Origin of the sequence: Nostoc sp. (assembly GCF_036919895.1) — a bacterium.
In the GTDB taxonomy this organism is placed as follows: Bacteria; Cyanobacteriota; Cyanobacteriia; order Cyanobacteriales; family Nostocaceae; genus Nostoc.
In genome coordinates this window covers 1-25,170 of record NZ_JBALBW010000037.1, presented here as the reverse complement: position 1 = coordinate 25,170, position 25,170 = coordinate 1, and the positions used below count along the sequence as shown (strand labels likewise).

The 25,170-nt window shown below is 42.0% G+C and carries 21 protein-coding genes and 1 tRNA gene; 8 read left to right on the top strand and 14 right to left on the bottom strand.

The window, feature by feature from the left end; genetic code table 11:
• Positions 1-241: 241 nt before the first annotated feature.
• Entirely contained in the window at positions 242-1,297 is a 1,056-nt protein-coding gene (acsF, locus tag V7K55_RS06695; protein ID WP_334829433.1) for a magnesium-protoporphyrin IX monomethyl ester (oxidative) cyclase, read from the bottom strand.
• A gap of 427 nt (positions 1,298-1,724) precedes the next feature.
• The gene (locus V7K55_RS06690; RefSeq protein WP_334829431.1) at positions 1,725-3,116 is read right to left on the bottom strand and encodes an amidohydrolase; all 1,392 of its coding nucleotides are present in this window, start codon (positions 3,114-3,116) and stop codon (positions 1,725-1,727) included.
• An 81-nt stretch (positions 3,117-3,197) separates the two neighbouring features.
• Here V7K55_RS06690 and V7K55_RS06685 point away from each other — a divergent pair, with 81 nt between their 5' ends.
• Together V7K55_RS06685 and V7K55_RS06680 are read left to right on the top strand one after the other, a co-directional pair.
• The gene (locus tag V7K55_RS06685) at positions 3,198-3,977 is read left to right on the top strand and encodes a cysteine hydrolase family protein (protein ID WP_334829429.1); all 780 of its coding nucleotides are present in this window, start codon (positions 3,198-3,200) and stop codon (positions 3,975-3,977) included.
• 172 nt (positions 3,978-4,149) lie between these two features.
• Complete coding sequence (locus tag V7K55_RS06680; RefSeq protein WP_094345713.1) at positions 4,150-4,605, top strand: cupin domain-containing protein; 456 nt, start codon at positions 4,150-4,152, stop codon at positions 4,603-4,605.
• Between the two features lie 58 nt (positions 4,606-4,663).
• On the opposite strand, the gene V7K55_RS06675 is transcribed toward V7K55_RS06680, so the two are convergent.
• The 6 genes from V7K55_RS06675 to V7K55_RS06650 form a co-directional block, all read right to left on the bottom strand.
• Positions 4,664-5,248: a Uma2 family endonuclease gene (locus V7K55_RS06675; RefSeq protein ID WP_334829427.1), complete on the bottom strand. Its 585-nt coding sequence runs from the start codon at positions 5,246-5,248 to the stop codon at positions 4,664-4,666.
• A 48-nt stretch (positions 5,249-5,296) separates the two neighbouring features.
• Positions 5,297-6,877, bottom strand: coding sequence for a DHA2 family efflux MFS transporter permease subunit (locus tag V7K55_RS06670; protein WP_334829425.1), 1,581 nt, complete (start codon positions 6,875-6,877; stop codon positions 5,297-5,299).
• Positions 6,878-6,951: 74 nt separating this feature from the next.
• Entirely contained in the window at positions 6,952-8,211 is a 1,260-nt protein-coding gene (locus tag V7K55_RS06665) for an MFS transporter (RefSeq protein ID WP_334829423.1), read from the bottom strand.
• A 137-nt stretch (positions 8,212-8,348) separates the two neighbouring features.
• Entirely contained in the window at positions 8,349-9,818 is a 1,470-nt protein-coding gene (locus V7K55_RS06660) for an HlyD family secretion protein (RefSeq protein ID WP_334829421.1), read from the bottom strand.
• A 164-nt stretch (positions 9,819-9,982) separates the two neighbouring features.
• On the bottom strand, positions 9,983-10,450 hold the full coding sequence (locus V7K55_RS06655; RefSeq protein ID WP_334829419.1) for a MarR family winged helix-turn-helix transcriptional regulator: 468 nt from the start codon (positions 10,448-10,450) through the stop codon (positions 9,983-9,985).
• A gap of 82 nt (positions 10,451-10,532) precedes the next feature.
• Entirely contained in the window at positions 10,533-12,170 is a 1,638-nt protein-coding gene (locus V7K55_RS06650; RefSeq protein WP_334829417.1) for an ArnT family glycosyltransferase, read from the bottom strand.
• A 312-nt stretch (positions 12,171-12,482) separates the two neighbouring features.
• Between V7K55_RS06650 and V7K55_RS06645 the strand changes: the two genes are divergently transcribed.
• Together V7K55_RS06645 and V7K55_RS06640 are read left to right on the top strand one after the other, a co-directional pair.
• A complete protein-coding gene (locus tag V7K55_RS06645; protein WP_334829415.1) occupies positions 12,483-13,127 on the top strand; it encodes a class I SAM-dependent methyltransferase in 645 nt (214 codons plus the stop codon).
• 112 nt (positions 13,128-13,239) lie between these two features.
• Positions 13,240-13,695, top strand: a complete 456-nt coding sequence (locus V7K55_RS06640) for an EVE domain-containing protein (protein WP_334829413.1) — start codon at positions 13,240-13,242, stop codon at positions 13,693-13,695.
• A gap of 145 nt (positions 13,696-13,840) precedes the next feature.
• On the opposite strand, the gene V7K55_RS06635 is transcribed toward V7K55_RS06640, so the two are convergent.
• On the bottom strand, positions 13,841-14,665 hold the full coding sequence (locus tag V7K55_RS06635) for a M90 family metallopeptidase (protein WP_334829411.1): 825 nt from the start codon (positions 14,663-14,665) through the stop codon (positions 13,841-13,843).
• 404 nt (positions 14,666-15,069) lie between these two features.
• Here V7K55_RS06635 and V7K55_RS06630 point away from each other — a divergent pair, with 404 nt between their 5' ends.
• Positions 15,070-15,513: a cyclic nucleotide-binding domain-containing protein gene (locus V7K55_RS06630; protein ID WP_094346368.1), complete on the top strand. Its 444-nt coding sequence runs from the start codon at positions 15,070-15,072 to the stop codon at positions 15,511-15,513.
• 70 nt (positions 15,514-15,583) lie between these two features.
• On the opposite strand, the gene V7K55_RS06625 is transcribed toward V7K55_RS06630, so the two are convergent.
• Positions 15,584-16,957: a cobyrinate a,c-diamide synthase gene (locus V7K55_RS06625; protein WP_334829408.1), complete on the bottom strand. Its 1,374-nt coding sequence runs from the start codon at positions 16,955-16,957 to the stop codon at positions 15,584-15,586.
• Between the two features lie 122 nt (positions 16,958-17,079).
• On the opposite strand from V7K55_RS06625, the gene V7K55_RS06620 reads away from it, so the two are divergent.
• Positions 17,080-17,721 (top strand): glutathione S-transferase family protein, encoded by a 642-nt coding sequence (locus V7K55_RS06620; RefSeq protein ID WP_334829406.1) that lies wholly within the window; start codon positions 17,080-17,082, stop codon positions 17,719-17,721.
• Positions 17,722-18,500: 779 nt separating this feature from the next.
• On the opposite strand, the gene opcA is transcribed toward V7K55_RS06620, so the two are convergent.
• The 4 genes from opcA to fbp all read right to left on the bottom strand — a co-directional run bounded on the left by opcA (position 18,501) and on the right by fbp (position 24,144).
• Positions 18,501-19,856, bottom strand: coding sequence for a glucose-6-phosphate dehydrogenase assembly protein OpcA (opcA, locus tag V7K55_RS06615; protein WP_334829404.1), 1,356 nt, complete (start codon positions 19,854-19,856; stop codon positions 18,501-18,503).
• A gap of 100 nt (positions 19,857-19,956) precedes the next feature.
• Positions 19,957-21,486: a glucose-6-phosphate dehydrogenase gene (zwf, locus tag V7K55_RS06610; protein WP_334829402.1), complete on the bottom strand. Its 1,530-nt coding sequence runs from the start codon at positions 21,484-21,486 to the stop codon at positions 19,957-19,959.
• Positions 21,487-21,673: 187 nt separating this feature from the next.
• Positions 21,674-22,819: a transaldolase gene (gene tal / locus V7K55_RS06605; protein ID WP_334829400.1), complete on the bottom strand. Its 1,146-nt coding sequence runs from the start codon at positions 22,817-22,819 to the stop codon at positions 21,674-21,676.
• Between the two features lie 275 nt (positions 22,820-23,094).
• Complete coding sequence (gene fbp / locus V7K55_RS06600; RefSeq protein ID WP_334829398.1) at positions 23,095-24,144, bottom strand: class 1 fructose-bisphosphatase; 1,050 nt, start codon at positions 24,142-24,144, stop codon at positions 23,095-23,097.
• A gap of 256 nt (positions 24,145-24,400) precedes the next feature.
• Here fbp and V7K55_RS06595 point away from each other — a divergent pair, with 256 nt between their 5' ends.
• Positions 24,401-24,523, top strand: a complete 123-nt coding sequence (locus V7K55_RS06595; protein WP_334829396.1) for a hypothetical protein — start codon at positions 24,401-24,403, stop codon at positions 24,521-24,523.
• A gap of 80 nt (positions 24,524-24,603) precedes the next feature.
• A tRNA-Val gene (locus tag V7K55_RS06590) sits at positions 24,604-24,675 on the top strand.
• The last annotated feature ends 495 nt before the right edge of the window (positions 24,676-25,170 follow it).

Below are 25,170 nucleotides of genomic sequence, written 5' to 3'. Positions count from 1 at the left end.
ATCTCAATCAGAGTCAAAATAATTGATTAGGGCTGACGCAAAACTACCTCTTTCTGTGTGTTTTGAGCTAGCGGGCGATCGCATTAGTGAACGCTTGCAACAGTACGCTGAAAGCCCTTCGGAGCAAAACAGCAGTTTTTTGAACAACATCAATAAAGTCACACTGAGATCGTAAAAAAACCCAATATTGGAGGCCGATCGCATTCTGTGGAATCATAGAACGCGATCGCGATCGCCAAATCTAACGTACAGTTTCCCGCAAAGCCTCAGCATCTACAGGTTTGATTAGGTAAACTAACAGTAGATTCCAAACAATTGCTGCAATCAAAGGTAGTTTGCGAATTAGTTTCACAACTTTGGGTACAGAACTGCTCTCAATCTCTGCAATTTTCATGTTGTAACCCGCACAGCGTTGTAGACGTGGGAAAAACTTCGGATGTTCAGTATTCAACATCACAGGAAAAGCCCGTCCAGCAGTTTCATTGGTGTTACGGACAACTTCGCGGTCAAATTCTGTCGCATCAAGTCCCAATGAGGTGTAAAAACCAGCCCGTTCATGAACTGTCAGGGTGTGGGTAGCAAATACTGTTAACAAGAAAAAGCGACTCCACAGCCTAGCTTTCCAGTTGTTCCACAGTTGCGGTTGAGAACGTAAAAGCGCCTTGAATATATCTCCGTGGCGGTTTTCATCCTGACACCAACTCTCAAAATATTGGAAGATGGGGTAAAACTGGTTTTCTGGGTACTTTTCTAGATGTCTGTAGATAATAATGTAACGCCAGTAGCCGATTTTTTCTGATAAGTAAACGGTGTAGAGTACCCACTCAATTGGGAAAAATGTATAGGTGCGGGTTTTCGTAACATTCCCTAAATCTAGGGAGAGTTTAAAATCGCCCATTGCTTTGTTGAGAAATCCGGCGTGGCGAGCTTCATCACGCGCCATCAGTTGAAATATTTCCGCTAGCAGTGGACTGCGATTTTTCAGCTTGCGGGATAGTTCTTTGAATAGCAAGAAGCCGGAAAACTCAGAAATGCAAGAACGTTCCAAATACTCAATAAATGCCTGCCTTGCTTCACCCTCAATGTGTTCCCAAGACTGGTTAAACACCTCATCCCGAACAAAATGATGACGGTTGTAGTCTGTCTGCATTTCTGTCAGCATTGCCTTTAACTCCGTCTCCTGGGCAGATAAATCCAGGTTGGCCGCAGTTTCAAAATCTGTAGTGTAAAACCGGGGGGTAAGTACAGTTTCTTTGCTGGGGGTTTTAATTTCTGGCTTGGGTAGGGTATTAACCATGTGTAATCCGGTAAGCAAGTAAATAGTCCTATAGTTATCAAGTTATAATAAATATGATTCTTTTGCTATGCCTTTTTACAATCCTTCAGTAAAGCAAGAAATGCCCTATATACTAGATCCGCTAAAGTATAAAAGGACTTTAATTTAAAAAAAATATTAAGTTTTTAAAGTTCTCCAAGTCAAATAAATTTATAACTACAGAGTCCTTTAGTAGATAAAATTACCTTTACTGAAAGGCAGTAGATTGTTCCTCTGCAATTTCTTTTTTTGCTTGTTTAGCAGTAGTAATAGTTCCCCCCTTTCTAAGGTGGGTTAGGGGGGATCGCTAAGTGTCTAAAATCACGGTGAAATACTTTTCAAACATCCTCTTACAACTACCAAAATCGGAAAAACACATCAAACACTGAATTAAACCGTATTTTTTATTTTACAACCCCATAACCGTGCGATAATGGGCTTCAATTTGCGCGACAGTTTGAGACTTACGCTTTGTCTCCCATTGACTGCGGTTAAATAATTCTTGTCGCAATTCATCAACGTTAATTGTTGTTACTTTCCCATCGGCAACAATTTGCTTACCGTTAACCCAAACACTATCAACAACATTAGTAGGACGACCTAAAACTAATAAGCCAATGGGATCTGTACGAGGAAGTAATGATAAATTAGTCAGGTCATAAAGTACTAAATCTGCTTGTTTACCTATAGTAATAGAACCGAGCTTATCTGCAACATTGAATCCTTTCGCACCTCCTAAAGATGCCATTTCTACTGATTGTCGGGGTGTAATCCAGTGCTGATAATCTAAATCTGTAACGTTGTGTAATATAGAACCAATTTTTATCGCTTCTAACAAATCTTGGGAGTCGTTACTAGAAGCACCATCGCAACCAAAAGTTACATTTACTCCAGCCTGGCGATATTTTAAAATTGGAGCAATGCCACTGCCTAAACGTAAATTACTTAAGGGATTGTGAACAACTGTAGATTTAGTTTCAGCGAGGATAGCGATATCATTATCATTTAACCAAACACAATGAGCAAGTGTTGTGCGATCGCTCAGAAACCCGATTCTTTTTAAATGTTCTACGGCAGTACAACCATACTTCTCTTGGGCGAGTTTTTCCTGTGCCCTGGTTTCGAGTAAATGGGAGTGACGACAAAGATTATAGCGATCGCTTAACTCAGTACATCCCACAAATAAAGCATCAGTACATAGTTGTATCCCCGTTGGTGCAACTAAAATATTTATACCCTCATCTGGGCGATGAAATTGTCTCACCGCCTCTTCGATAATTTCTAATGTTGCCGCAGTTGAGCGAAAATAAGGTTCATGAGTTTTTGCTGATTTCCCTGATGGGATACCTGCGCTGAGGGATTCATCTTGAATTAAGGGGGCGATAAAGGCGCGAATTCCAACTTCTCGGTAAGCGCGAGTTGCAATTGCGATCGTTTCTAACTCAAGTCCAGGAATTAACACCAGGTGATCTACTACACTCGTCCCGCCGGAAAGTAAAGTTTCTACCGCAGTACCCAAGGCGCTGAGATAAACCTGTTCGGGATCGAGGGGCGCAAAATCATATAATTCCGCCAACCACAATTCTAAAGGCAAAGCTGACATGATTCCCCGTTGCCACATCTCTGATGAGTGAGTGTGGGCGTTGAAAAACCCAGGTAGTAAAAGCTTATTTTTGCCATCTATGACAGTTCCGATTACTGGTAGATTGGGGGCAATGAAACCATCTATAATCTGGACATCTACCGTTGCATAATCATCACTGGTGGCAATCAAAACATTCTGAATGGTGAAATCTACCATATTTAACCTTGATTAAGTAATTGTATTTTGAACTGAATTTCAAGTTACAAAATAGAAAATGGTATTGGGTATTGCAATTTTATGAATTTACCATTACGGACATTGGGAGTTGCACCAAATGCGTGGACAGTGAATGATGCGATCGCAGATATCACTCGTCCTCAAAAGACCTCACAACCCGTTATTTTATCAACAGATACTAAAACCCTGCGCCTAGACTTGGCAAAAGCTGCTATCCTCGTCATTGATATGCAAAACGACTTCTGTCACCCTGATGGCTGGTTAGCGCATATTGGCGTGGATGTAACTCCGGCGCGTCAGCCTATTGAACCTTTAAATAACTTACTTCCAGAACTCCGTGAGGCGGGTGTACCAGTAATTTGGGTAAATTGGGGGAATCGTCCCGACTTGCTCAATATTAGTGCTAGTTCGCGTCATGTCTATAACCCTACAGGGGCAGGTGTAGGATTAGGCGATCCACTGCCAAGCAATGGTGCTAGAGTACTGATGGCAGGTAGTTGGGCCGCAGCAGTAGTAGACGAACTAGAACAGATTCCCGAAGATATTTGTGTAGAAAAATACCGGATGAGTGGGTTCTGGGATACACCATTAGATAGTATCTTGCGGAATCTGGGAAGAACAACATTATTTTTTGCTGGTGTTAATGCCGATCAGTGTGTGTTAACTACCTTATGTGATGCCAACTTCTTAGGATATGACTGCGTGTTAGTTAAGGATTGTACCGCTACTACTTCTCCTGAATATTGTTGGCTAGCGACATTGTATAATGTCAAACAATGCTTCGGTTTTGTCACTGACTCCCAAGGAATTTTAACAGCGCTGCAAAAGAGTGAGGAGTAATTCGATTTTATATTTTAGATTTTCCTTCAATCCCAAATTCAAAATTAGCTGACTAAGGAATATTTAGTGTTTAGTAATTAGTGATTCGATCGTTTAGATATACAACTCAATATTTAAGGCTGAGATTTTAGAAATTTTCATACCCATCGATAACCTTAGAGGGGATAAATAAATGTACGCTAGTCGTTGTGTAATTCCGGTTATCAAATCTCCCAAAGATTACCAAGTATATCGCATCAGTCCCAATGACTCTAATCGATTAGCTATTATCTTCGATTCGATAAATGCTAATACTTCCTTGACTTGCTGTATAGAAATCTTTGATGTTGGAGGACAAACGCCGCCAAATCGCCATCAGTGGGCGGTGGAAATGTTTTTCGTCCTCAAAGGGGAAGCGATCGCTATGTGTGACGGCAAGAGTGCCACGATCAAAACTGGAGATAGTTTATTAGTGCCTCCCACCGGGACTCATTTGATTAAAAATACTGGTTCGACTCGCTTGTATACGCTAACTGTTATGGTTCCCAATGAAGATTTTTCGGAACTGATTCGCAGTGGTATTCCGTCGGAGTTAGATGCAGAAGATATGGCAGTGCTGGGGAGACTAAATGCTTTAATGCCTTGCTAAGATCAATACCTCTGCCAATTTAAGTACTTGGACATAATTAATTACATCTCTCCAATAGTCAATTCTTATTGCTATTTTCTGCAAGTGTCACATCTTCATATATTTCTGCGATCGCACAACGAAAATCAACGCTAGCTAAATGCACTTCTCCCCCTTTTTCATAAGGGTAAAGTACCCACTGTCTTTGTTCGTTGCGACGGAAGCATTCTACACTCATTCGATCTGGTGAAATTAGCACATATTCTTGTAGTGATTCTAAGTGTCGGTAACTAGCAAATTTCTTCCCTCTGTCATAACCTTCTGTTGACTCAGAAAGCACTTCGATAATTAAGGAAGGATAGCACTTAAAATATTCAAACTCTCTATCTTGTGTATCACAAGTCACCATCACATCAGGATAAAAATAGCGATTTATGACATCAATTTGTGCTTTCATGTCTGCTATATAAACACGGCAACCACTACCACGGAGATGGTTTCGCAGCAGTACAAACAAGTTTCCTACTACAGTCACATGAGCATCACTTGCCCCTGCCATTGCGTAGACTTGTCCATCAATATACTCATGTTTGATTTCACTAAATTTCTCGCCTTCTAAGTATTCTTCTGGGGAAATATAGTACTCACTTTGGCTAATGACCATTTTAGTACCTTAGTAGTTTTATCAAACATTTTAACCTATAGAAAAAATCTAATGAGCAACAGCGCTACCAGATGGTTTCACCTTTTTCAAGAATAAAACGGCAAGTCCGCTGAGTAACAATGCAATGCCAATAAAATAGAAACAATCGTTAAAAGCCATCACAAATGCTTCCCGGCGGACAATGTTAGATATGGATGCGATCGCCTGATTTTGAGCAGTACTCAAATCTGCTCCTTTGCTAACAAAATACTGTGTCATTTGCTCAAGTCGTTGTTGAGTTTCTGCATTATATAAAGATACTCCATCACCCAATCGATTCGAGTGAAATTGCTCTCTATTACTTAATAAAGTTGCTAAAGATGCAATTCCTATAGAACCGCCCATATTCCGCATCATATTAAATAAACCACTCGCTGAACCGGCTTCTTTTGGACTCAACCCAGCAGTGGCAATAGAACTAAGTGGTACCATAATTAGGGGTTGTCCCATTGCCCGCACAAATTGCGACCATCGTAATTGCTCTAATCCAGTTTCATTGGTCATTCCAGAGTTCATAAATGCACTAATGGAAAACAAAGTCACACCAACAGCCACCATTAAACGCACATCAATACGTTGCATCAATTTGGGTATTAAAGGAATAATAAATAGTTGGGGAATTCCAGCCCAAATTAATACTTCACCAATTTGCAGCGCACTATATTTTTGAATCTGGGCAAGATACAACGGTAAAATATAAATTGAACCATACAATCCTACCCCTAGCGACACATTAACAATGCTGGCTAAACCAAAATTACGCCGAAGTAAAAGTCGCAAATTTATAAACGGTTGTTTACGAGTTAATTCTATGAAAAAAAATAGCGCTATAAAAATTACTGCTACTATGCTTAAACGCACAATCAACGCTGAACTAAACCAATCTTTGCGGCTACCTTCTTCTAAAACAACTTGCAGGGAACCTAACCCAAGCGCCATCGCAATAATTCCCCACCAATCACCTTGCTTCAGTAAATTAGTTTGGGGTAGTTCTTGCTTAATTCCGTACCAAACGCCAGCTAGCATTAATACCCCTGGAATTACATTTATATAAAAGTTGTATTCCCAACCAAAATTTTCTGTTAACCAACCTCCTATTGTCGGGCCAATTGAAGGGGCAAAAACTGCACTAAAACCAAATGCAGCCAGTCCCACTGATTGCTTAGATTGAGGTAAAGTAGTTAATACAACTGTCATAGCGGTGGGAATTAATACTCCTCCACTAAAACCTTGTAAGGCGCGAAATAAAATCATGGAATTGAGATCCCACGCCCAAGCGCAGCATATAGAAAAGGAAATAAATAATGCAGTATTCACTAACAGGTAGCGCCGCAGAGAAAACACTCGTGATAACCACCCCGTTAGAGGAATTACCACAATTTCTGCTACGAGATAGGCGGTAGAAATCCAAGAACCTTCTTCTAGAGTTGCTCCTAAACTTGCTTGAATCTGTTGCAGCGAAGCATTCGTTATTTGAATATCTAATACCGCCATAAATGCACCAAGCATACTAGCTAATACACCAATCCAGGTTCTTAGCGGGACAAGTTCTGGTGGTGCTTGCTGACGAATTACACCTGTATTAGCCATAGTATTGTTCCAGTTCTAAGGTTAAGTAAGAAAATTATTATTAAATCTTATACCATGTCTTGGCAATTTTTATCCTAAGCTTTATGACTTATTACAATGCCTTTTTGCTCATAAATTGGACGCATTATTTGCCTTAAACTAGGCAACTGTCTGCTAAAAACTATAGAGCCTAAAATACAAGCTATCCCATCAATAATTAAAGTGTTGGTAGCACCAATATGACTTGCTAATATACCACCTAACAAATTACCTATGGGAATCATTCCTAAAAATGACATTGTGTATAAGCTCATCAATCGCCCACGTTTGTCATCTTCAACAATTGTTTGTAAAAATGTGTTGCTAGCAGCAATTTGCAAAATAGTACCTAAGCCAACAAATAACATTGTAAATAAAGAGAGTGGTAAAAATCGAGAGAAAGAAAAGGCAATTAGACCAGTTCCTAAAATTGCTGGAGCTAAGGCAATCAAATTACCAATTCCTAAGATTGTTTGACGCGTAGCTAGATAAATACCACCAGTTAAGGCTCCAACTCCAGATGCCGCCATTAAAAACCCCAAGGTTTCTGCATCACCTTTGAGAACTTGTTCGGCAATAACTGGTACTAAAATAGTATTTTGTAGCCCCATAAGGCTAACTAAAGCTGATAGCAACAAAATCGAGCGAATCGGTGCAAAGCTAAAGGCATATACAAATCCCTCTTTGACTTTTTGCAAGGGATTCCCGGCAGATACCACATGTTTCCAAGGTTTAACTTTCATTGCCAATAAAGCGGCGATGACAGCAATGTAACTCAAACCATCTATTAAAAAACAATAGCCAGTTCCAACGCTGGCAATTAATAAACCCCCGATCGCAGGGCCAATTAATCGCGCACCGTTGACCGTGGTAGAGTTAATGGCGATCGCATTGGCTAAATCTTCTCTGCGTTCAACCAGTTCTGGCACAAATGCTTGGCGGGCTGGCGCATCTAAGGCGTTAATAAATCCTTGACACAAGCTCAAGGCGATAATGTGCCATACCTGAATCACACCAGTCAGCGCCAGCACTGCTAATGTTAACGATTGAATCATTGCCAAGACTTGCGTACTAATTAAGGTACGATACCGAGAAAAGCGGTCTACAAATACTCCGCCAAAGGGAGCTAAAAAAAAGCTAGGAATTTGACTCGAAAATCCTACAACTCCTAGCATTAATGGGGAATTTGTCAAGTCATAAACTAGCCAAATCGTCGCAAGTTGCGTCATCCATGTCCCAATTAGGGAAATACCTTGTCCGGCAAAAAACAACTGGTAGTTTTTTGACCTCAACGCAGGTAATAGCGGTTTTTTCATGTCAGGTTTTTCTATACCAATCTCCTCTCACAAATATCATTTCACCTCATCTTTATACGCCTCTCTATAGATGTAGGAGAATGTCATAGGCAGAAAGAGGTTTTTCATCTGTTTTTAACAAGACAAGAAAGCAGTTGTTACTTGACTTCCACAGCAACTTCCGCAGACATCCCTGGAGTAATCCGCGATTCGTACCCTTGAATGCTCTTTTGATCAAAAACTACTTTTACTGGGATGCGTTGGACAACTTTGGTAAAGTTACCTGTAGCGTTATCCGGTGGCAATAGGGCAAATTGAGCGCCGGAAGCTGGCGAAAGACTATCAACATGACCAATAAAGGTGTGATGAGGGAAAGAATCTAGCTTGATTTCTACTGGTTCTCCTGGGCGCATCTTTTCTAGTTGGGTTTCTTTGAAGTTCGCAATTACCCAATAGTTGTTATCTACGATCGCCATTAATGGTGTTCCCGATGCTACTCGGTTGCCAACTTCTACGTTTTTTCTACCTACCCGTCCAGCACTAGGAGCGGTAACGTTGACGTAGGATAGTTGCAATTGTGCATCTTTCAGCGATGCTTCTGATTGCGCGATCGCCGCTTTTGCTGCTTCGTATTGACTGCGTTTTACTGTTGTATCTTGTCCGCCTGCGGTAGCTTGTTGCAATCCTCCCTTAGATGCTGCCAATTTAGCTTGGGCATTAATGACATTTTCTCGCGCTTGTGCTAGTTGAGACTGGGCTTGGGTGACACCAACTTTGGCGGAGGCTAATTTAGCTTGGGCTTGTTCTACTCCCTGAATAGCGGCGTTTTTTTGTGCCGCAGCCACATCATAAGCTGCTTTCGCTGTGTCTAGTTGCTGACGAGCGATCGCACCGTTTTTATACAACTGGTTGTAGCGATTGTAATCTGCTTGGGCATTTTCCAAATTCGCATTTGTTTGTGCTACCTGCGCTTGGGCGGCGGGAATCCCCGCTTGAGCTAGTCTGACTTGGGCTTGGGCAGCTGGTATCCCCGCTTGGGCTTCTTGTACTGCTGCTTGGGCTGTGGAAATTGCTGCTACTGCACTACTAACATCTCCCTGCGCTTGAGTTGTTTTACCAGTGGTAGTTTGTGAAGTTAAGGCAATATTTGCTTGGGCAGCTTGGGCCTGTCCCCGCGCATTTTCTAAAGCTGCTGCTGCTTGTTTTACCTTACTTTCATAGTCTCGTGGATCTAATTTGACTAATAATTGTCCCGGCTGCACCAGTTGGTTGTCATTTACAAGTACCTCACTCACAGTTCCGGGAATGCGGGTACTAACTTGGTGAATGTTTCCTGTAACAGTGGCGTTGTCTGTTTCCTGGTGGGTGGAAGCGTATTGCCAATAGTGATAACCAAAAGTACCTGCGGCGATCGCACCCACGCCTAATCCTGCCAAAATCAAACCAGTCGGTTTTTTCCGCTTTGGTTTCGCTGGAACTTCTTTCTCGATCTCAGGAGTAACAGCTGCTTCTACTGTTGCGGATGTCTCTGCTGTCACAACTTCTAAAGTCTCGGAATCAGGAATCACTTCTTTTTCTAAAATTGGGGTTTTGTGTCCGTTGCGTCCGTTAAAAGTATTAGCACCCATGATTGTTACCTCGCTTCCTCGTCGTTCAATAATTTGATTAATAATCGTTTATTTAGAATGCGTAGTATTTCCTGAAAAAAATCTTATTTCCTTAGTATGCGTAATATTATCTCAAAACAAATCTTGATAGCACCTCCCCCAGTCGGGTGATTATGAGATCATCTTTAGGAAAGATTAGCGATCGCCCGGTTCAAGATTTGGGAAAATACTTCTCGGTCTGCAAAGGAAATACCCTCCATTGCTTCATCGCGCACTGCGGCCGCGATCGGCGGTAAAATAGCTTCTAGTTCCTTACCTGCATCTGTTAACCAGATTCGCCAAATGCGGCGATCGTTGGTGTCGCGTTCTCGACGCACTAAACCGCGTTCTTCCATCCGATCTAATACGCCTGTTAAAGTCCCTCCCACTTGTTTGAGTTTGTCCCCAATGCTAGAAGTCGGTAAACCATCTTCTTGCCACAAACAGCACAACACTAACCAATGAAATGGCGTAAGTCCAAAGGGTTCTAGCCTCTCAGTAAACTTGCGACTGAGCAATTGTGACACCAATTTGATTCTATAGCCCAAATTGTATGGTGCCAGATTTTGCTGCCACGACTCTAAAGCTGGGGAATGATTTGATGTAGAAACCATTTAACAAAATACTTAGTATGCGTACTATTATAATATCCTACATATATTATTACTTTTTAGCAATAGTTGCTTTGCATCTGTCTTAGGGAATAAATTGAATCAACTGATACTCTTCAACAGCACCGATAATGCGGTGAGGTCTAGATAATTTAGGGGATTGATCCGCATAGATCCAAGCATAGCTCAAAGCTGGTATTTGGGAAATAGAGGCTACTGGTTCGGCAGGAATAGGAAGATAGAACTCAAACAGAACTTGGGTTTTCTGATCTATTTGGACATAGTAGGTAGGATGAGATTGGAGAATTGAGGCGATCGCACTTTGTTGTAAAAAAGCTTTCAAAACTGGGTTATAGTCACTGAACAGCCCGATGCTACCCATTGTCGCTAAAGCTAGCCAACAAGGAATTAACCAAGCTGCAATCCAGTAACGCGCTGTGAGAAACTTTTTGCCAAAGTGGTAACGACTAATCCACACCACAGGTAAAATTAACCAACCTAAGCCCATAACCAAGGTAATAGTCGCAAACCTGCGAATATCAGAACTGCCCCAACTAAGAATGCCAATACTCCCTATAATAAGCAAAATACCGAAGCCACCAAAGCCATAACTAAGATTCCGAGGAAGATTCCTTATTGCATTACTTTTTTCAATAGGTAATTTTGGGTGAATTCCTGTCTGATAAATATTGCCTAGCCAATTTAAACCCACAGATGCAAATAAACCGATGAACGGATAAAGGCAAAGACTGTAGTGAGGGAACCGAGTGGTAAAAATACTAAGTTCACAAAATAGGACAACTGGAAAACCAACTAATATTAACTGGTAGCGATAAATAGGACGACGGAGAATCAAAACTAAACCTAAAATCCCGAAAAAAGTCCAAGGAAATGATTTTAAGGGGATATTCCACATATAGAATAGTGGACTATTATGATTCCGATTCTCAGAACCTAACTGCACAACAAAGTTGAGTAACTCCTCAAAACTCCGATTTCCGTAGTGCAACCAACTTAACCATAGCCAAATGCAGGTAGGTATTAAACCTACGAAAAAACCTAAATACAAAATTGGATTACTAAGATGCCGATGACGGTGATGTTCCCAAATTAAATAAGGGAATAAAGCTATAATTGGTAAGAAAATCATAAAGCTTCTAACTAAGAAGCCCAAACTTAAACTTAAACCAGCTATAAAACTCCAGAAGTAGCGATATTTAGGATGTATTTCTGTTTTGATTAAAGATAAAATAGCTAAAAGTACTAAGAAAGTCATTGGGACATCAGGTGTACTTAAGCGAGAGTATTGTAGCCAGAGAAATTCAACACTTAAAATTGCAGCAGCTAGCCAAGCCAAATTTTTGCCTAGCATAATTTTGCCTATTTCATATACAAGCCATAAGCTAAAAATGCCAGCAATCATACTAGGAATACGCGCACTAGTATCACTCATCCCAAACAGGTTAAAAAAACTAGCAATTAACCAATAAGGGCCGGGAGTTTTATGATGTGCCCTTTCCCAAGGAGTTATCCAATTACCGGAATCAAACATCAAACGGGCACGCGAAGCATAAAGTGCTTCATCATGTGCCATTAGGCTATTGTGTCCAGAAGTAAATAGTAATAAGGGCAGTATCCAAACTAACAAACTCAAATAGGGTAACGATCCGACTAGGCGGATTTGTCGCCAAATATGCTGCAAAAAGTGTAATTTATAGAACATTGAATTGATAAAATTGAATGCTGCTATCTAGACTCGTTTATCGTAAATAAAAGGGTTTAAGACCCTTACCTCTACAGCTAGCCCCAGTTTCAGTTGGGGTTTAAATCCCCGTCTGAAATTGTCTTTAATTCTGAATTTTGTTAGCGCAGCGTTAGCGAGTCATCGTTCGCTTTTAGCGTCTCGTAGAGAACGTCATTTTGAATTTTGAATTGTTATGTGTCCTACTGTTATTAAAATATGTTACATAGTGATTGTTGAAAAATACCTGGAATTACCGCAATTTTCCGAAAAAGTACTCCAAAAGAGAGATTTATGCAGTTAAGACCGAATCAACGCCTGAAATTAGACGACAAAGACGATAAGCTGTTCTATGCCTATCCGCGCTTCGTCACCCATGTCGATGAAGGATTTATTCAACAGCTAACGGATTTATATCGCGATCGCCTCAAACCCAACACCCGCGTTTTTGATATGATGAGCAGTTGGGTGTCTCATCTGCCAGAAGAGATGCAGTTTGAGCATGTGGAAGGACACGGACTAAATAGTGAGGAATTAGCACGAAATAGTCGCTTAAATCATTACTTTGTGCAAAATCTTAACGAAAATCCGCAGTTACCTTTAGCAGATGGAGATTTTGACGCTGTTCTCAATTGCGTATCTGTGCAGTATGTGCAATATCCAGAAGCAGTATTTTCTGAAATTTACCGCATATTGAAACCTGGTGGTGTGGCAATTATCAGCTTTTCTAACCGGATGTTTTTTGAAAAGGCAATTCAAGCTTGGCGGGAGGCTTCTGAATCACAGCGAGTAGAATTAGTCAAAGCCTATTTCGCCTCAGTTCCAGGATTTACAACCCCAGAAGTTATAGCTCATAAGTCAACATTACCAAATTTTTTACAGTGGTTGGGTGCAGCTGGAGGAGATCCATTTTATGCTGTCATAGCTTACCGTAGTTAAGCTAAATAGTCACTAGTACAACTTGATGGAAATCCAGCGACCATTTCAGATAAGGGGCTTAAGCTCCTTGTCTAAAAAAACATTGTTATTTGTATATTTATAGCGTGTGTAGATGAATTATTGGCTAATGAAATCAGAGCCAGAAGCCTACAGCATTGCTGACCTTCAACAGCAAAGCCAGACTATCTGGGACGGTGTTCGCAATTATCAAGCTCGCAACTTTTTGCGCCTTATGCAGGAAGGAGACTTAGCTTTTTTCTATCATTCCAATACTGATTTTCCAGGTATTGCTGGGTTAATGCGTGTCGTCAAAAAAGATATTGCTGACCCGACTCAGTTTGAGCCAAAAAGTCAATACTACGATCCGAAATCAACTTCCGAATCTCCTCGCTGGCAAACAGTTGTAGTAGAATTTGTTGAGAGTTTTTCTAATCCTATTTTGCTATCAATACTCAAAGAAAAGTTTAACGCTGAAGAGTTAATCTTAGTAAAACAAGGAAATCGGTTATCGGTGATGCCTGTTCCTGAAGCAGTAGCTTTGAAGATTCTGGTGATGAAAAACTCCTAAGTAAGTAGATGTAAGCAATTGGACAGAATTAATTACACAATGACTGTAAATATTTTTGTCCAACTACTTAAATCATTCAAGGTATGTAGTAAGGACTAAAGTCCTTACTACGAAGCTAATTTCATCTTGCTTATTTAATGCGATCTCACACCCATTGCCCAGGTTCTAATTGATAGTAACGTTGCAATTGCTCATAAAGTGCCGGATGCTTGGATAATAATTGGTAAGGTTTCTCAAAGAATGTCTCAGTCGCTACGGCAAAAAATTCTGCGGGATTTGTTGCACCATAGCTATCCATTACCGTGTTTACATCTTGTAGAACATCATTACAAAGTTGCTGATATGCTTCTCTCATCACCTGCGCCCAAATGGGATAATCTGAGTTGCGTTGCAGTATAGGAACTCCTTCAGCTTTGCCATTCTCTTGATCTAACTGATGGGCGAATTCATGAAGCACAACATTACGTCCATCTCTCCAGTTATTAGTGTCTTGTTTTACCTGTTCCCAAGATAGTACTAATTGGTCAGTTGTCCACGATTCACCCAATCTTGCCACGCGCCTTTCTTCAACAACATAATTTCCAACGGAAGTTGTTTCTTTGACAAAATAAGCATTGGGATATACCAGAATTGAACGAAGTCTAGGAAAGTACTGCCCACGTTCATTTAGTAGGAGTAAACAGGCGACAGCAGCCAAGGTTAGTTTCATTTCCTCCGTCACTTGTAATCCTCTACAGCCAATAAATTGTTTTTCTGCTAGAAATACTTGAATATGTCCCTGAAGTCGTCTGATTTCATCGGGAGAAAGACAAAGGTAAATGGGAAGATTATTCTCAACAATTGCATTCCAAAGTGGGGGAAAAGGACGATGTTTGAGACGGTTTCTTCGCCTTTTGACTAGAATGGGATTGATTAAAATCCCAGTGATAATCAGCCCAATGATGAGAAAGGCAACTATTGCTTTAATCATTGACTTTTGATTAAAATACTTATCTTAAAGGACTTTTAGGAAAAAAACATTCCATCGTAGGGTAGCACAACAGTGCGTCCCTACAAATGTACAAATAATTTTGGATAATTTATTTTTTGGAAGTCCCTTAGAAGATAGCAGTTCCCAAGGTATTGCTAAGTTACTCTGCAATTGGGTGGAGTACAGATAATTTGTCAGGTAGCACAGCTAGCTGTGCTAGCCTACCTTGTAAGTAATTAAAATGAAAATCGCTATATGTGATGTTTTATTTTTTGCAAGTTTCTTATGTCGTCAAAGTCTAGAATATTCTTTGCGGCTAGCGATCGCCATCGGTTAATATGACTAATTGCGCTCTGGCTTCAGTTTTCACATATTCAGTAATATTTGACCTGTAAATTGTAATTATGCTAACCAGTGTTGACCGTTTATTATTTGTCCGGCGAGTCCCGATTTTTAAGGAATTGCGGGATGATTTTATTGTGCGGCTCACTTCAGTGATGAACGAACTGTCATTTCCAGCTAATTACACCATCTTTCGCCAGGGAGAAGAAGGGCGATCGCTCTATATTGTCGTTTCAGGGCGAGTTAAAGTTCACATCGGTAATAAACAACTTGCAGAGGTGGATCAGGGAAAATACTTTGGTGAGATGGCAGTATTTGATACTCAAACTCGTTCCGCCACTGCAACTACTTTGGAACCTTGCGAATTTTTGGAACTGACGCAAGAGCAATTGTATGATGCGATCGAAGAAACTCCTGAAATTGCGGTGAATATCATTCGTGAGTTATCCCGTCTGATTCGCAAGTTGAATGACGACATGAATGTGACTGCATCAGGTCGTCATTAGTTATAGCAAAAATCGCAATTACTGCTAGCAACGAATTATGAGAGTAGTGACAAAGGTGAAGGAATATTTCTCAAAATGCTACTTTCACACATTCTTTAAGAAACTGTTGGGGAATTTCTCGACTTTCTCCCCAATGCAGATGCACATAAGAAGCGTGAACATTTGCAGGGAAACCCCATCCTTCGCATCCCATATTTTCGTCACAGTCGTAGCGAGAAGTTTTAAATAGGGGCTGGGTGGGAGTTAAGGTTAAATGGGAACGATGAAACTCATGTCCGTAAACAGTTGTACCTGCTTTCACTAACAGATTATCTTGCAAAGCGACTGCACGACGATAGCCCAAAGTTAAACGCCCACTCATAACAGCAGATGTCGGTAGAACTCCCGCCATCGACCAAGATTTTCCCTCAAAATCAATGATTTGCTCGCATAAATACATTAATCCGCCGCATTCAGCGATCGCAGGAATTCCTTTCATAATTGCTGTTTTCACTCCATCCCGAACGCTAGTATTTTCTGCTAGTTGCTGGGCAAAAACTTCTGGGAAACCACCCCCAAAATACATTCCCTGTATATCTTTTGGTAGTCCAGCATCTTCTAAGGGACTCCAGAAAACCAGTTCTGCGCCAAGCTGTTGCAGCAAATCGAGATTGTCTTGGTAATAGAAATTAAAAGCGCGATCGCGGGCGACTGCAATTTTGATGGAGGATGGTGGATGAAGTAAAGAAGGGGGATGAGGGAAAGGTTCTGATTTTAACAGGGGTAATAAATGTTGCCAATCGAAGCAGCTATCTCCTAAATCGGCGAGGCGATCGATTAAAGCGTTGAGTTCGGGGAGTTCTGCTGTGGGTACTAAACCCAAATGGCGATCGGGAATTGTGATGTTATCTTGACGGCGCAGTACGCCGAGAATACTTAATTGTAAGGGTTCTAGGGAATCTTTGAGGAGAGAGAGGTGGCGATCGCTCCCTACGCGATTTAATACTACCCCAGCTATTTTAATTCGTGGGTCAAAAGATTGATAGCCGTGAGCGATCGCAGCCACAGAACCAGATAAACGACTGCAATCAATCACCAACACCACAGGTAAATCTAAAAGTCGGGCGATATGTGCCGTACTTGCAAAGTCATTGATTTGTCCTTTGTTTTTTGCAAATGACGAAACACCATCAAATAATCCCATCACCCCTTCCACTAGGGCATATTCACTCAATTGACTATGACGGGCAAAACATTGCTGAACGTAAGTTTCTGAAGTCAAAACTGGGTCTAAATTGCGACAAGGAAGACCAGTTACGTGTTGATGAAACATTGGATCGATGTAGTCTGGGCCTACCTTGAAAGATTGCACCAGGCGATCGCGACGACGTAAAGATGCTAAAAGGGTGAGCGTAACTGTTGTCTTGCCCACCCCACTACGTTCTCCAGCAATGATTAAAGCCATAAATGAAACAAATGAGGTTTTTATACCAATTAGGGGAGTTAGGCTGAAAAAGATTGGCTAATAATATAGCTAGAGATTAGCCGACATCAGATAGTAATGAGCCATCAAAAGAGGAACGTTTTATGATCGTTGTTCATCATCTTAACAACTCGCGATCGCAGCGTGTGCTGTGGCTGCTTGAGGAATTAGGTATCGAATACGAGATCAAATTTTATGAACGCGATGCAAAGACCATGCTAGCACCGGAGTCGCTGCGCCAAGTCCATCCGCTTGGCAAGTCACCAGTAATTACAGATGCAGACCTCACCATCGCTGAGTCGGGCGCTATCATCGAATACCTCGTTAATCGCTACGGCAATGGTCGCCTAGTTCCGGCATCCGATACACCAGAGCATCTACGCTATACATATTGGCTGCATTACGCCGAAGGCTCTGCAATGCCACCTCTGGTAATGCGGGTAGTATTGAACAATTTCGGGGAAGGAGACAGCAGCGTTGTTAGTGGATTCGTCGCGCCTCAGATCAAACTTCACTTTGACTATATAGAAAGTGAACTACGTAAAAATACGTGGTTTGTTGGTGAGGAATTCACCGCCGCCGATATCCAAATGAGCTTTCCCCTCGAAGTAGTGGCCATACAAAAAGAAGAGGCAAAGAACTGGCCAAAGATCAAAGAATTTGTCGATCGCATTCATGCCCGACCTGCTTACAAACGTGCGCTTGAGCGCGGAGGAAGATATGACTATATGACAAACACGCCATAAATCTATGAGAAAGACCCGATAAATCGCCGTCTCTACAACAATTTCTTTGTACAGACGGCGATAAATCGCATCTCTTCCTTCTTCCTCTTGCCTTAACTTCTAACAAAAACAAGGTTGAGCAAATAGTTGCCCAACCTTATTTTTCTTATGTATTTTGTAGAGCGATCGCACATCTAAGGGACTTCCAAATAAAAAAATATTCCAAAACTGACACAAAAATCCTCTTAATCTCTCCTCTCTCTGTGTTCTCTGCGCGGCAGTCGCTCATGGGGGAAACCCCCAAGACCGCGCTGCCTTGTCTCTGTGGTTCGTTTTTTGGGATAATTTATTCCTTGGAAATCCCTAATGTGGGTCTTTGCCCGCATTTCTCACAAGCTTTAAGCGAAGAAGTGGCAGAGGGGCAGAGGGGCGGAGGGGCGGAGGGGCGGAGGAGCAGAGGGGAAAGAAATTATACAATATCTCACCTCTGCTCCCCTGCTCCCCTGCACAAGCGCAAGCTTTGAGAGATGTGGTGAGAAATCCGGGTTTGGTATCTAGTCCAAAAAACCAAGGAAAATAGAAAAACCCTCCAGATTATTGAAATATCCAAAAATCTGAAGAGTTTGTGTATAAGTTTGTAGTTAAGATTTTAGTCCTTAACTTGAACCAAGCATTGTTGCCTTGCCAGAGCAGTAGTACGGCACGGCGGAAATAAACCAACCATTCCAAATCAATGAAACACTAACGCTGTATTCATTCTGAATTTTGAATGCGTGAATTTTGAATTCCACCTTGCGAGACTAGTTTGTTTCCAATTTGAAAATACTCGCTGTCACTCCCAGGCTTTCTTCAAAAAGTGACTCACGACCCCAGCGTTGCACCTGCTGACTTAGCAAAGCTTCCGCCTTTTGTTCCGAAAGCGAAGTCACCTGTTGAAACAGACCGGCAGATTGAGCGCCACCGTGGGTTTCCATCCGCATACAACCACCAGTTTCTGAGCAGATAACTGTACCACAATCTGCTTCGGGATTTGTCGAACTGAGGCGCAAGGCAATCAAGTCACCAACAATATCGCCTACATCAGCAACCGGAACTCCTGCTAATTCGGCTTCTACTTGTCGCTGATCTTGAGAAATAAAATGGATGCGAGTGATATCATAATCACCGCTTTCCTTTTCATAAGAAACTGACTGCCAGTTTAAGCGACTTGCCAGCCAACCTAAAAACAGCAAAGCTTGGGCGGGATTGCCTTTTTCGTAATCAATCGTAACGCGGTCAACTTCTTTGAGGGCGGCGCGACGATTAGGTGAGTCATAGGCTTCGGCTGTCAATTCCTGCCATGATGCGAGGCGACGCCAATTCAAATCAGCTAAAGGTACACCCGCTTCTACCAACTCTTCTAGGCGGAGTAAATCACTTTCTGGCTCGTTAAAGTTGCAAGAATCTACAATCACATTATTGCAGATTGCTGCTAGGCGTTTGAATAGACTGTTGTTAGGGTCTGGGGTTGCCTTCCACCAAAGAAACTTCGGCAAGCCGCCAATCAATAATGCTGGAATCATGCCACCGATGCGTTCTAAGGCAGCAGCAGTACCACTGAGAGTAATGTATTCGCAGCAGATAAGTGTTCTTGACGATTGCTTTTGAATCGGGCAATAGGCAGAAACTTGAGCCTTAACTCCTTCATCTTCGCCAGCAATAGGAAATAGCGCAATAATCCGGCAGGGGTTGCGGAGAGCGATTTCATCGGCAATTCTGGGGCTGCCACTATTTAAACCAGCAGCAGGATGTTCTCCACCTCGCTGAACTTTAGCGAATTCTTCTCGTAATACAGTCAGAGTTTCTGGTGTTGCTGTTCCGGTTTCTGGCAGACCATTTTTCTTTTGCACTTCCCGCAATGCTGCTGCCATCTGTGGCCCAAAAATCCCATCAATTGGGCCGTTGTAAAATCCTAAAGCAGCCAACAAATACTGAGTTTCTTCTGGTTCGTAGACCACTAAAGTAAATGTTGTTGCCCTAGTAGCACTGGGAAGTCCACCGTCCTCGCCAGTTATGCCGTAGCTTTGCCAAATTTGATTCAGTTCTGCATCTATTTCGTTAAGCGAAATATCTTTCGGTGCCTGGAGGGAAAAAATTGTAGAAGTTTGGGTAGGCATAGTAGTTTTGGATTTTGTCGTTTGTCATTTGTCATTTGTCATTTGCCATTCGTCATTTGTTTTTGCTAGTGACTAATGACCAATGACTAATGACTAATATTTAGAGTCTGCGCCAGCGACGGCCATCCTGGTTAATTAAGAGTTCTGCTTGTTCTGGCTCCCAAGTACCGGCTTCGTATTGGGGAATAGTATTTGCGTCTGCGGGTGCATCCCAAACGGAAAGGGCTGGTGTTACTACTTGCCAAGCTGCCTCTACTTCGTCGGCTCGTGTAAACAATGTTTGATCGCCCATCATACAATCAAGGAATAAGCGATCGTAGGCATCGGATGTTGCTTGGATGCCAAAGGAACCATAACTAAAGTCCATATCAACGGAACGAGTGCGGAATTCTGCTCCTGGCATTTTGACATCAAAACGCAGGGAAATACCTTCATTTGGCTGAATCCGCATTGTCAAAATATTGGCGTTTACCTGTTGGGCGGCAGATTGGAACATCCGAGATGGAACTTCGCGGAAGTGAATGGAAATCTCACTCACTTTTTTCGGCATCCGCTTTCCGGTACGCAAGTAGAAAGGAACACCTTTCCAGCGCCAGTTGTCTACCAAAAACTTCATCGCTACATAAGTGGGTGTGGTGGAGTTGGGGTCAACACCTGGTTCTGTCCGATATCCTGGCGCTTCTTGACCTTTCATCCAGCCGGCACTGTACTGACCTCGGACTGCTGACCGCGACAGATTGTGAACATCAGCTAAACGAGTAGCACGGAGTATCTTCACTTTTTCTGTGCGGATACTGTCGGCATCCATTGCGTTTGGCGCTTCCATCGCCGTTAAGCAGTAAAGTTGCATGAGGTGATTTTGCAACATATCCCGCAGTGCGCCAGCGCTTTCATAGTAGCCAGCCCGGTCTTCCACGCCTACGGTTTCTGCTACGGTAATTTGCACGTGGTCAACAAATTGACGATTCCACAAGGGTTCAAAAATTGCATTGGCAAAGCGAAACACCAGCAAATTCTGGACTGTTTCTTTACCCAAGTAGTGGTCAATCCGGTATACTTGATTTTCTTTGCAATATTTCTGTACCACTTGGTTAAGACTTTGGGCAGAAGCCAAATCCCGACCAAAGGGTTTTTCAATTACTAGACGATGTTTGTTGGGATCTTCTAGCATTCCGCCGCTTCCTAGCTGCTTAATCGCTTCAGGAAAGAATGAAGGGGCAACGGAGAGGTAGAACATGCGATTGCCTCGCGTACCCCGTTTTTCGTCTAATTCACTCAGTAAGGTTTTCAGTTTCTGGTAGCCTTCGGGGTTGTCTATATCCCCAGGACTGTAGAACAGACCTTGAGAGAAGTCTTGCCAGAGTTCGCCTAAATCGACATCAGGATGTGCCTCTTCCATGCCCTTCTGCATTTGTTCGCGGAAGTATTCATGGCTCCATTCTCGACGCGCTACACCAACAATGGTAGTTTCTGGAGGAATACGCCGTTCTCGCCGCAATTTGTAAAGTGCTGGCACTAGTTTGCGCCAGGTGAGATCGCCAGAAGCGCCAAAGATAACTATAATCTGGGGTTCAGCCATCCCTTGTTGTTGCAGGCCAACGCGCAAGGGATTTTCTAGCAGACTAACCATAGGAATTTTGGATTTTGGATTTTGGATTTTGGATTTTGAGATTGGGTACTGGGGATTGGGTTTGAGTTTTGGGTTTGGGTTTTGGGTTTTAGGTTTTGGAAAATAGCATTTTTAATCTTATTCCCCAGTCCCTAGTCCCCAGTCCCCAGTCCCTAGTCCCTAGTCCCCAGTCCCCAGTCCCCAGTCCCTACACTGGTGACAATACCTTGATCTTGTCTTCTAAAGAGTTCATCAAGGACTGGAAGGGCTGGATGAATTTGTCAATACCTTCATCTAACAGTTCATCCATGACGGCATCAAGATCGATGTTGATGTCGGGATCTTTGAGGTTTTCGATCAGGGTGTAAGCTTTATCTACATCTGTTTCTAAGCGATCGCTAACGTTACAATGATCGGCACAAGCTTTTATGGTCGCTGGTGGTACGGTGTTAACGGTATCTTGGCCAACTAACTCTTCGATATACATCACGTCGTTGTAGTTGGGGTCTTTGGTGCTGGTACTAGCCCAAAGTAGCCTTTGTACTGTGGCTCCTTTTGCTGCCAACTCTTGCCAACGCTCACTTCTAATGATTTTCTTGTATTCTTGGTAAGCTACCTTGGCGTTAGCGATCGCAACTTTCCCTTTCACAGCTTTTAACTTTGCTTCCACGGCAATATCATCAACGCCTTTTTTCAACTTAGCATCTATTTTGGCATCAATGTTGCTATCGATCCGGCTGAGGAAGAAGCTAGCGACTGAAGCAATTCTACTGATGTCTTTACCTTCAGCCAGCCGTTTTTCTAAGCCCCGAATATATGCCCAAGCTGTGTTTATGTAGCTTTCTACAGAAAATAGTAACGTAATATTAACATTCATCCCTTCGGATATTACCTGCTCTACTGCTGGCAAACCAGGTTCTGTACCGGGAATTTTAATCATTAGATTTTCCCGACCAATTTCTTGGAAATAGCGCCGAGCTTCACTTATTGTTGCTTCAGTATCATGGGCGATAGTTGGCGGTACTTCAATACTCACATAACCATCTAGTCTATTCGAGGCTTCATAAACTGGGCGTAAAATATCACAAGCGTTACGGATATCTGCAAAAACTAACGATTCGTAAATTTTGTCTATTGGTAAGCCAGCGCGAACTCCGGCTTCTATATCGGCATCATAAATGACATTACCTGCGATCGCTTTTTCAAAGATAGCTGGGTTAGAAGTAATCCCAGATATACCTTGATTTTCAACCATGTCTTTGAGTTCACCTGATTGAATAATGTCACGGGTCAAATTATCCATCCAGATACTTTGACCGTATTGCTTAATTTCTAGTAGATGATTGGTAGACATAGGTAGTTTATTTCACTCCTGTATAGTGATGTTTCTAAGTAAAGTTGGCAAAACGCATTTATGCTTACTTTTGAATTGTGGCGTTCCCAATCACTTATCGCATCGGCCAGCTGAGATAATCCTTAATCGATCTTCAAAAAGCGCTACTTTGCATCCCCAATCTTAAATCACCATGATTAACGTTTAATTAATGGCAGATGAGAGGACAGCACAGCGTAAATAAATCACCCATTTAAAACGTCTAAAACCCTTACGTAACACTAACTACGAATTACTTAGTGTCCGTTTTGAATAAAAGACTCTACCTTTGCGACATCTTCTTTGCTACCAATAATTAAAGGTGTGCGCTGATGCAGTTTTTTTGGTACTACATCCAAGATATTTACCAATCCTGTAGTAGCACGACCGCCTGCTTGTTCAATCAAAAAGGCTAGAGGAGCGGTTTCATAAAGCAAGCGCAATTTCCCTTCAGGGTTTTGAATTGTACCTGGATAAAGGAACACGCCGCCTTGAACCAAAATTCTATGGATGTCGCTTACCATTGCGCCGCTATAACGAGCGCTGTAGCCTTCTGTGCGATGAACGTAGCGGATGTATTCTCGAATCGATTCTTCCCACTGCCAAAAGTTGCCTTCATTCACGCTGTAAACGGAACCGTGATTAGGAATCCGAATATTTTCTTCTGTGAGAATAAATTCTCCTAAGCTGGGATCGAGGACAAAGGAATGAACGCCCTTACCTATAGTATAAACCAGCATCGTGCAAGGGCCATACAGGATGTATCCAGCAGCGAGTTGCTTCCGTCCATTGGTGAGGAGATCGGTTGCTTTACCATCGCTATCAGTTCCTTCTTGTTGGCGAATGGCGAAAATGGAACCCAAGCTGAGATTATTATCAGTGTTGGATGAGCCATCAATTGGGTCATACAGCAAGGTATAGCGACCAATGGGGCAATTTTCGGGAATATAGTAAGGATTTTCCATTTCCTCAGAAGCTAGGCGACAGACTAAGCCACTTTGCTTAAACACTGAGATGAACACATCATTGGCGTAGACATCCATCTTTTTGACGGATTCTCCTTGGACATTAACTTCGCCAGTAAAACCGAGAACGCCTTCCATTAAACCAGCGCGACTCATGCGGCGTGCAACTAGTTTACCTGCCAAGGCGATGCGATTCATCAACGCACTTAAATCTTGGGCATCTGGGGAAAAACTCTGAAGTTGCTGTAAAACATGACGGGATAAGGTTGTACAATCACGATCTAGAGCTAAGTCTGTAATTTCATTGATAGACGATTCTAATGATTCTGGCGTTCTAGCCATTTTGATGTTCTCCGCAGCCACTAGCTGTTAATTGGGTTTTAGTTGTGTATGGCAACTTATGGTTGCTGCTTCTATCTTAGGAAGGTAATTTGAGAACTTAGATACGACTTTAGATAAACTAAAGAAATGGATTTTCAGTGACTCCTGCACTCATAGCTTAGATACGTACTAAGTTGTCTGAGATATCACCAAAATTAAGCCAGTGATTTACTGACAGCGGATTGCGGGTAAATTAAATACACGGGTAGGGGCAAACATGTTTGCCCCTACGATGATCTGTATCTCACGCCTGTTGCAATCTGCTGTAAATCAAGCGACTACACAAAGTAGTAAAGGTCACGAAGCTACTGGCTATATAGAAGGGAATCAACCCAAATAATCTCTGAATAATTGATGCTGGCAGAAAATGTATTTTTGCAACCGTAAATCTGGGTTAGTTATGATAGTATAAAAAATCTTGGGCGATTAGCACAGTGGTAGCGCACATCCTTCACACGGATGGGGTCACTGGTTCAAATCCAGTATCGCCCACTTATATAACGGTTCTCAGTTGAGTAGGTACTGAACCCCACCCCCAACCCCCTCATCGCTTGCGGGGAGGGGGCTATGATGTACCTTGTATGATTAGGAAAAGCTATATATAGGAATCCGGTTTTGCTGTAGGTCTTATGGTGTGTACAGATATTGCAGCGATATAAAAATACTGGCTAATCTGTTTAACCGGACATTATATTATTCATGCATTTAACTTTTCATATTAAGTATATTTACTCGTTACTTTATAAAAATGTCTGTTTACTTTCTCAAAATATTGAAATGCTTTCTCAAAATGACCTTTGACTTACTCAAAAGGTCATTTGACTTATTCCTTTTGGTGTTTTCCGCAAGTAAAATGACCTTTGACTTACTCAAACCCCAGTTTGCTTTCTCATTTTGGTGTTTTCCGCAAGTAAAATGACCTTTGACTTACTCAAACCCCAGTTTGCTTTCTCATTTTGGTGTTTTCCGCAAGTAAAATGACCTTTG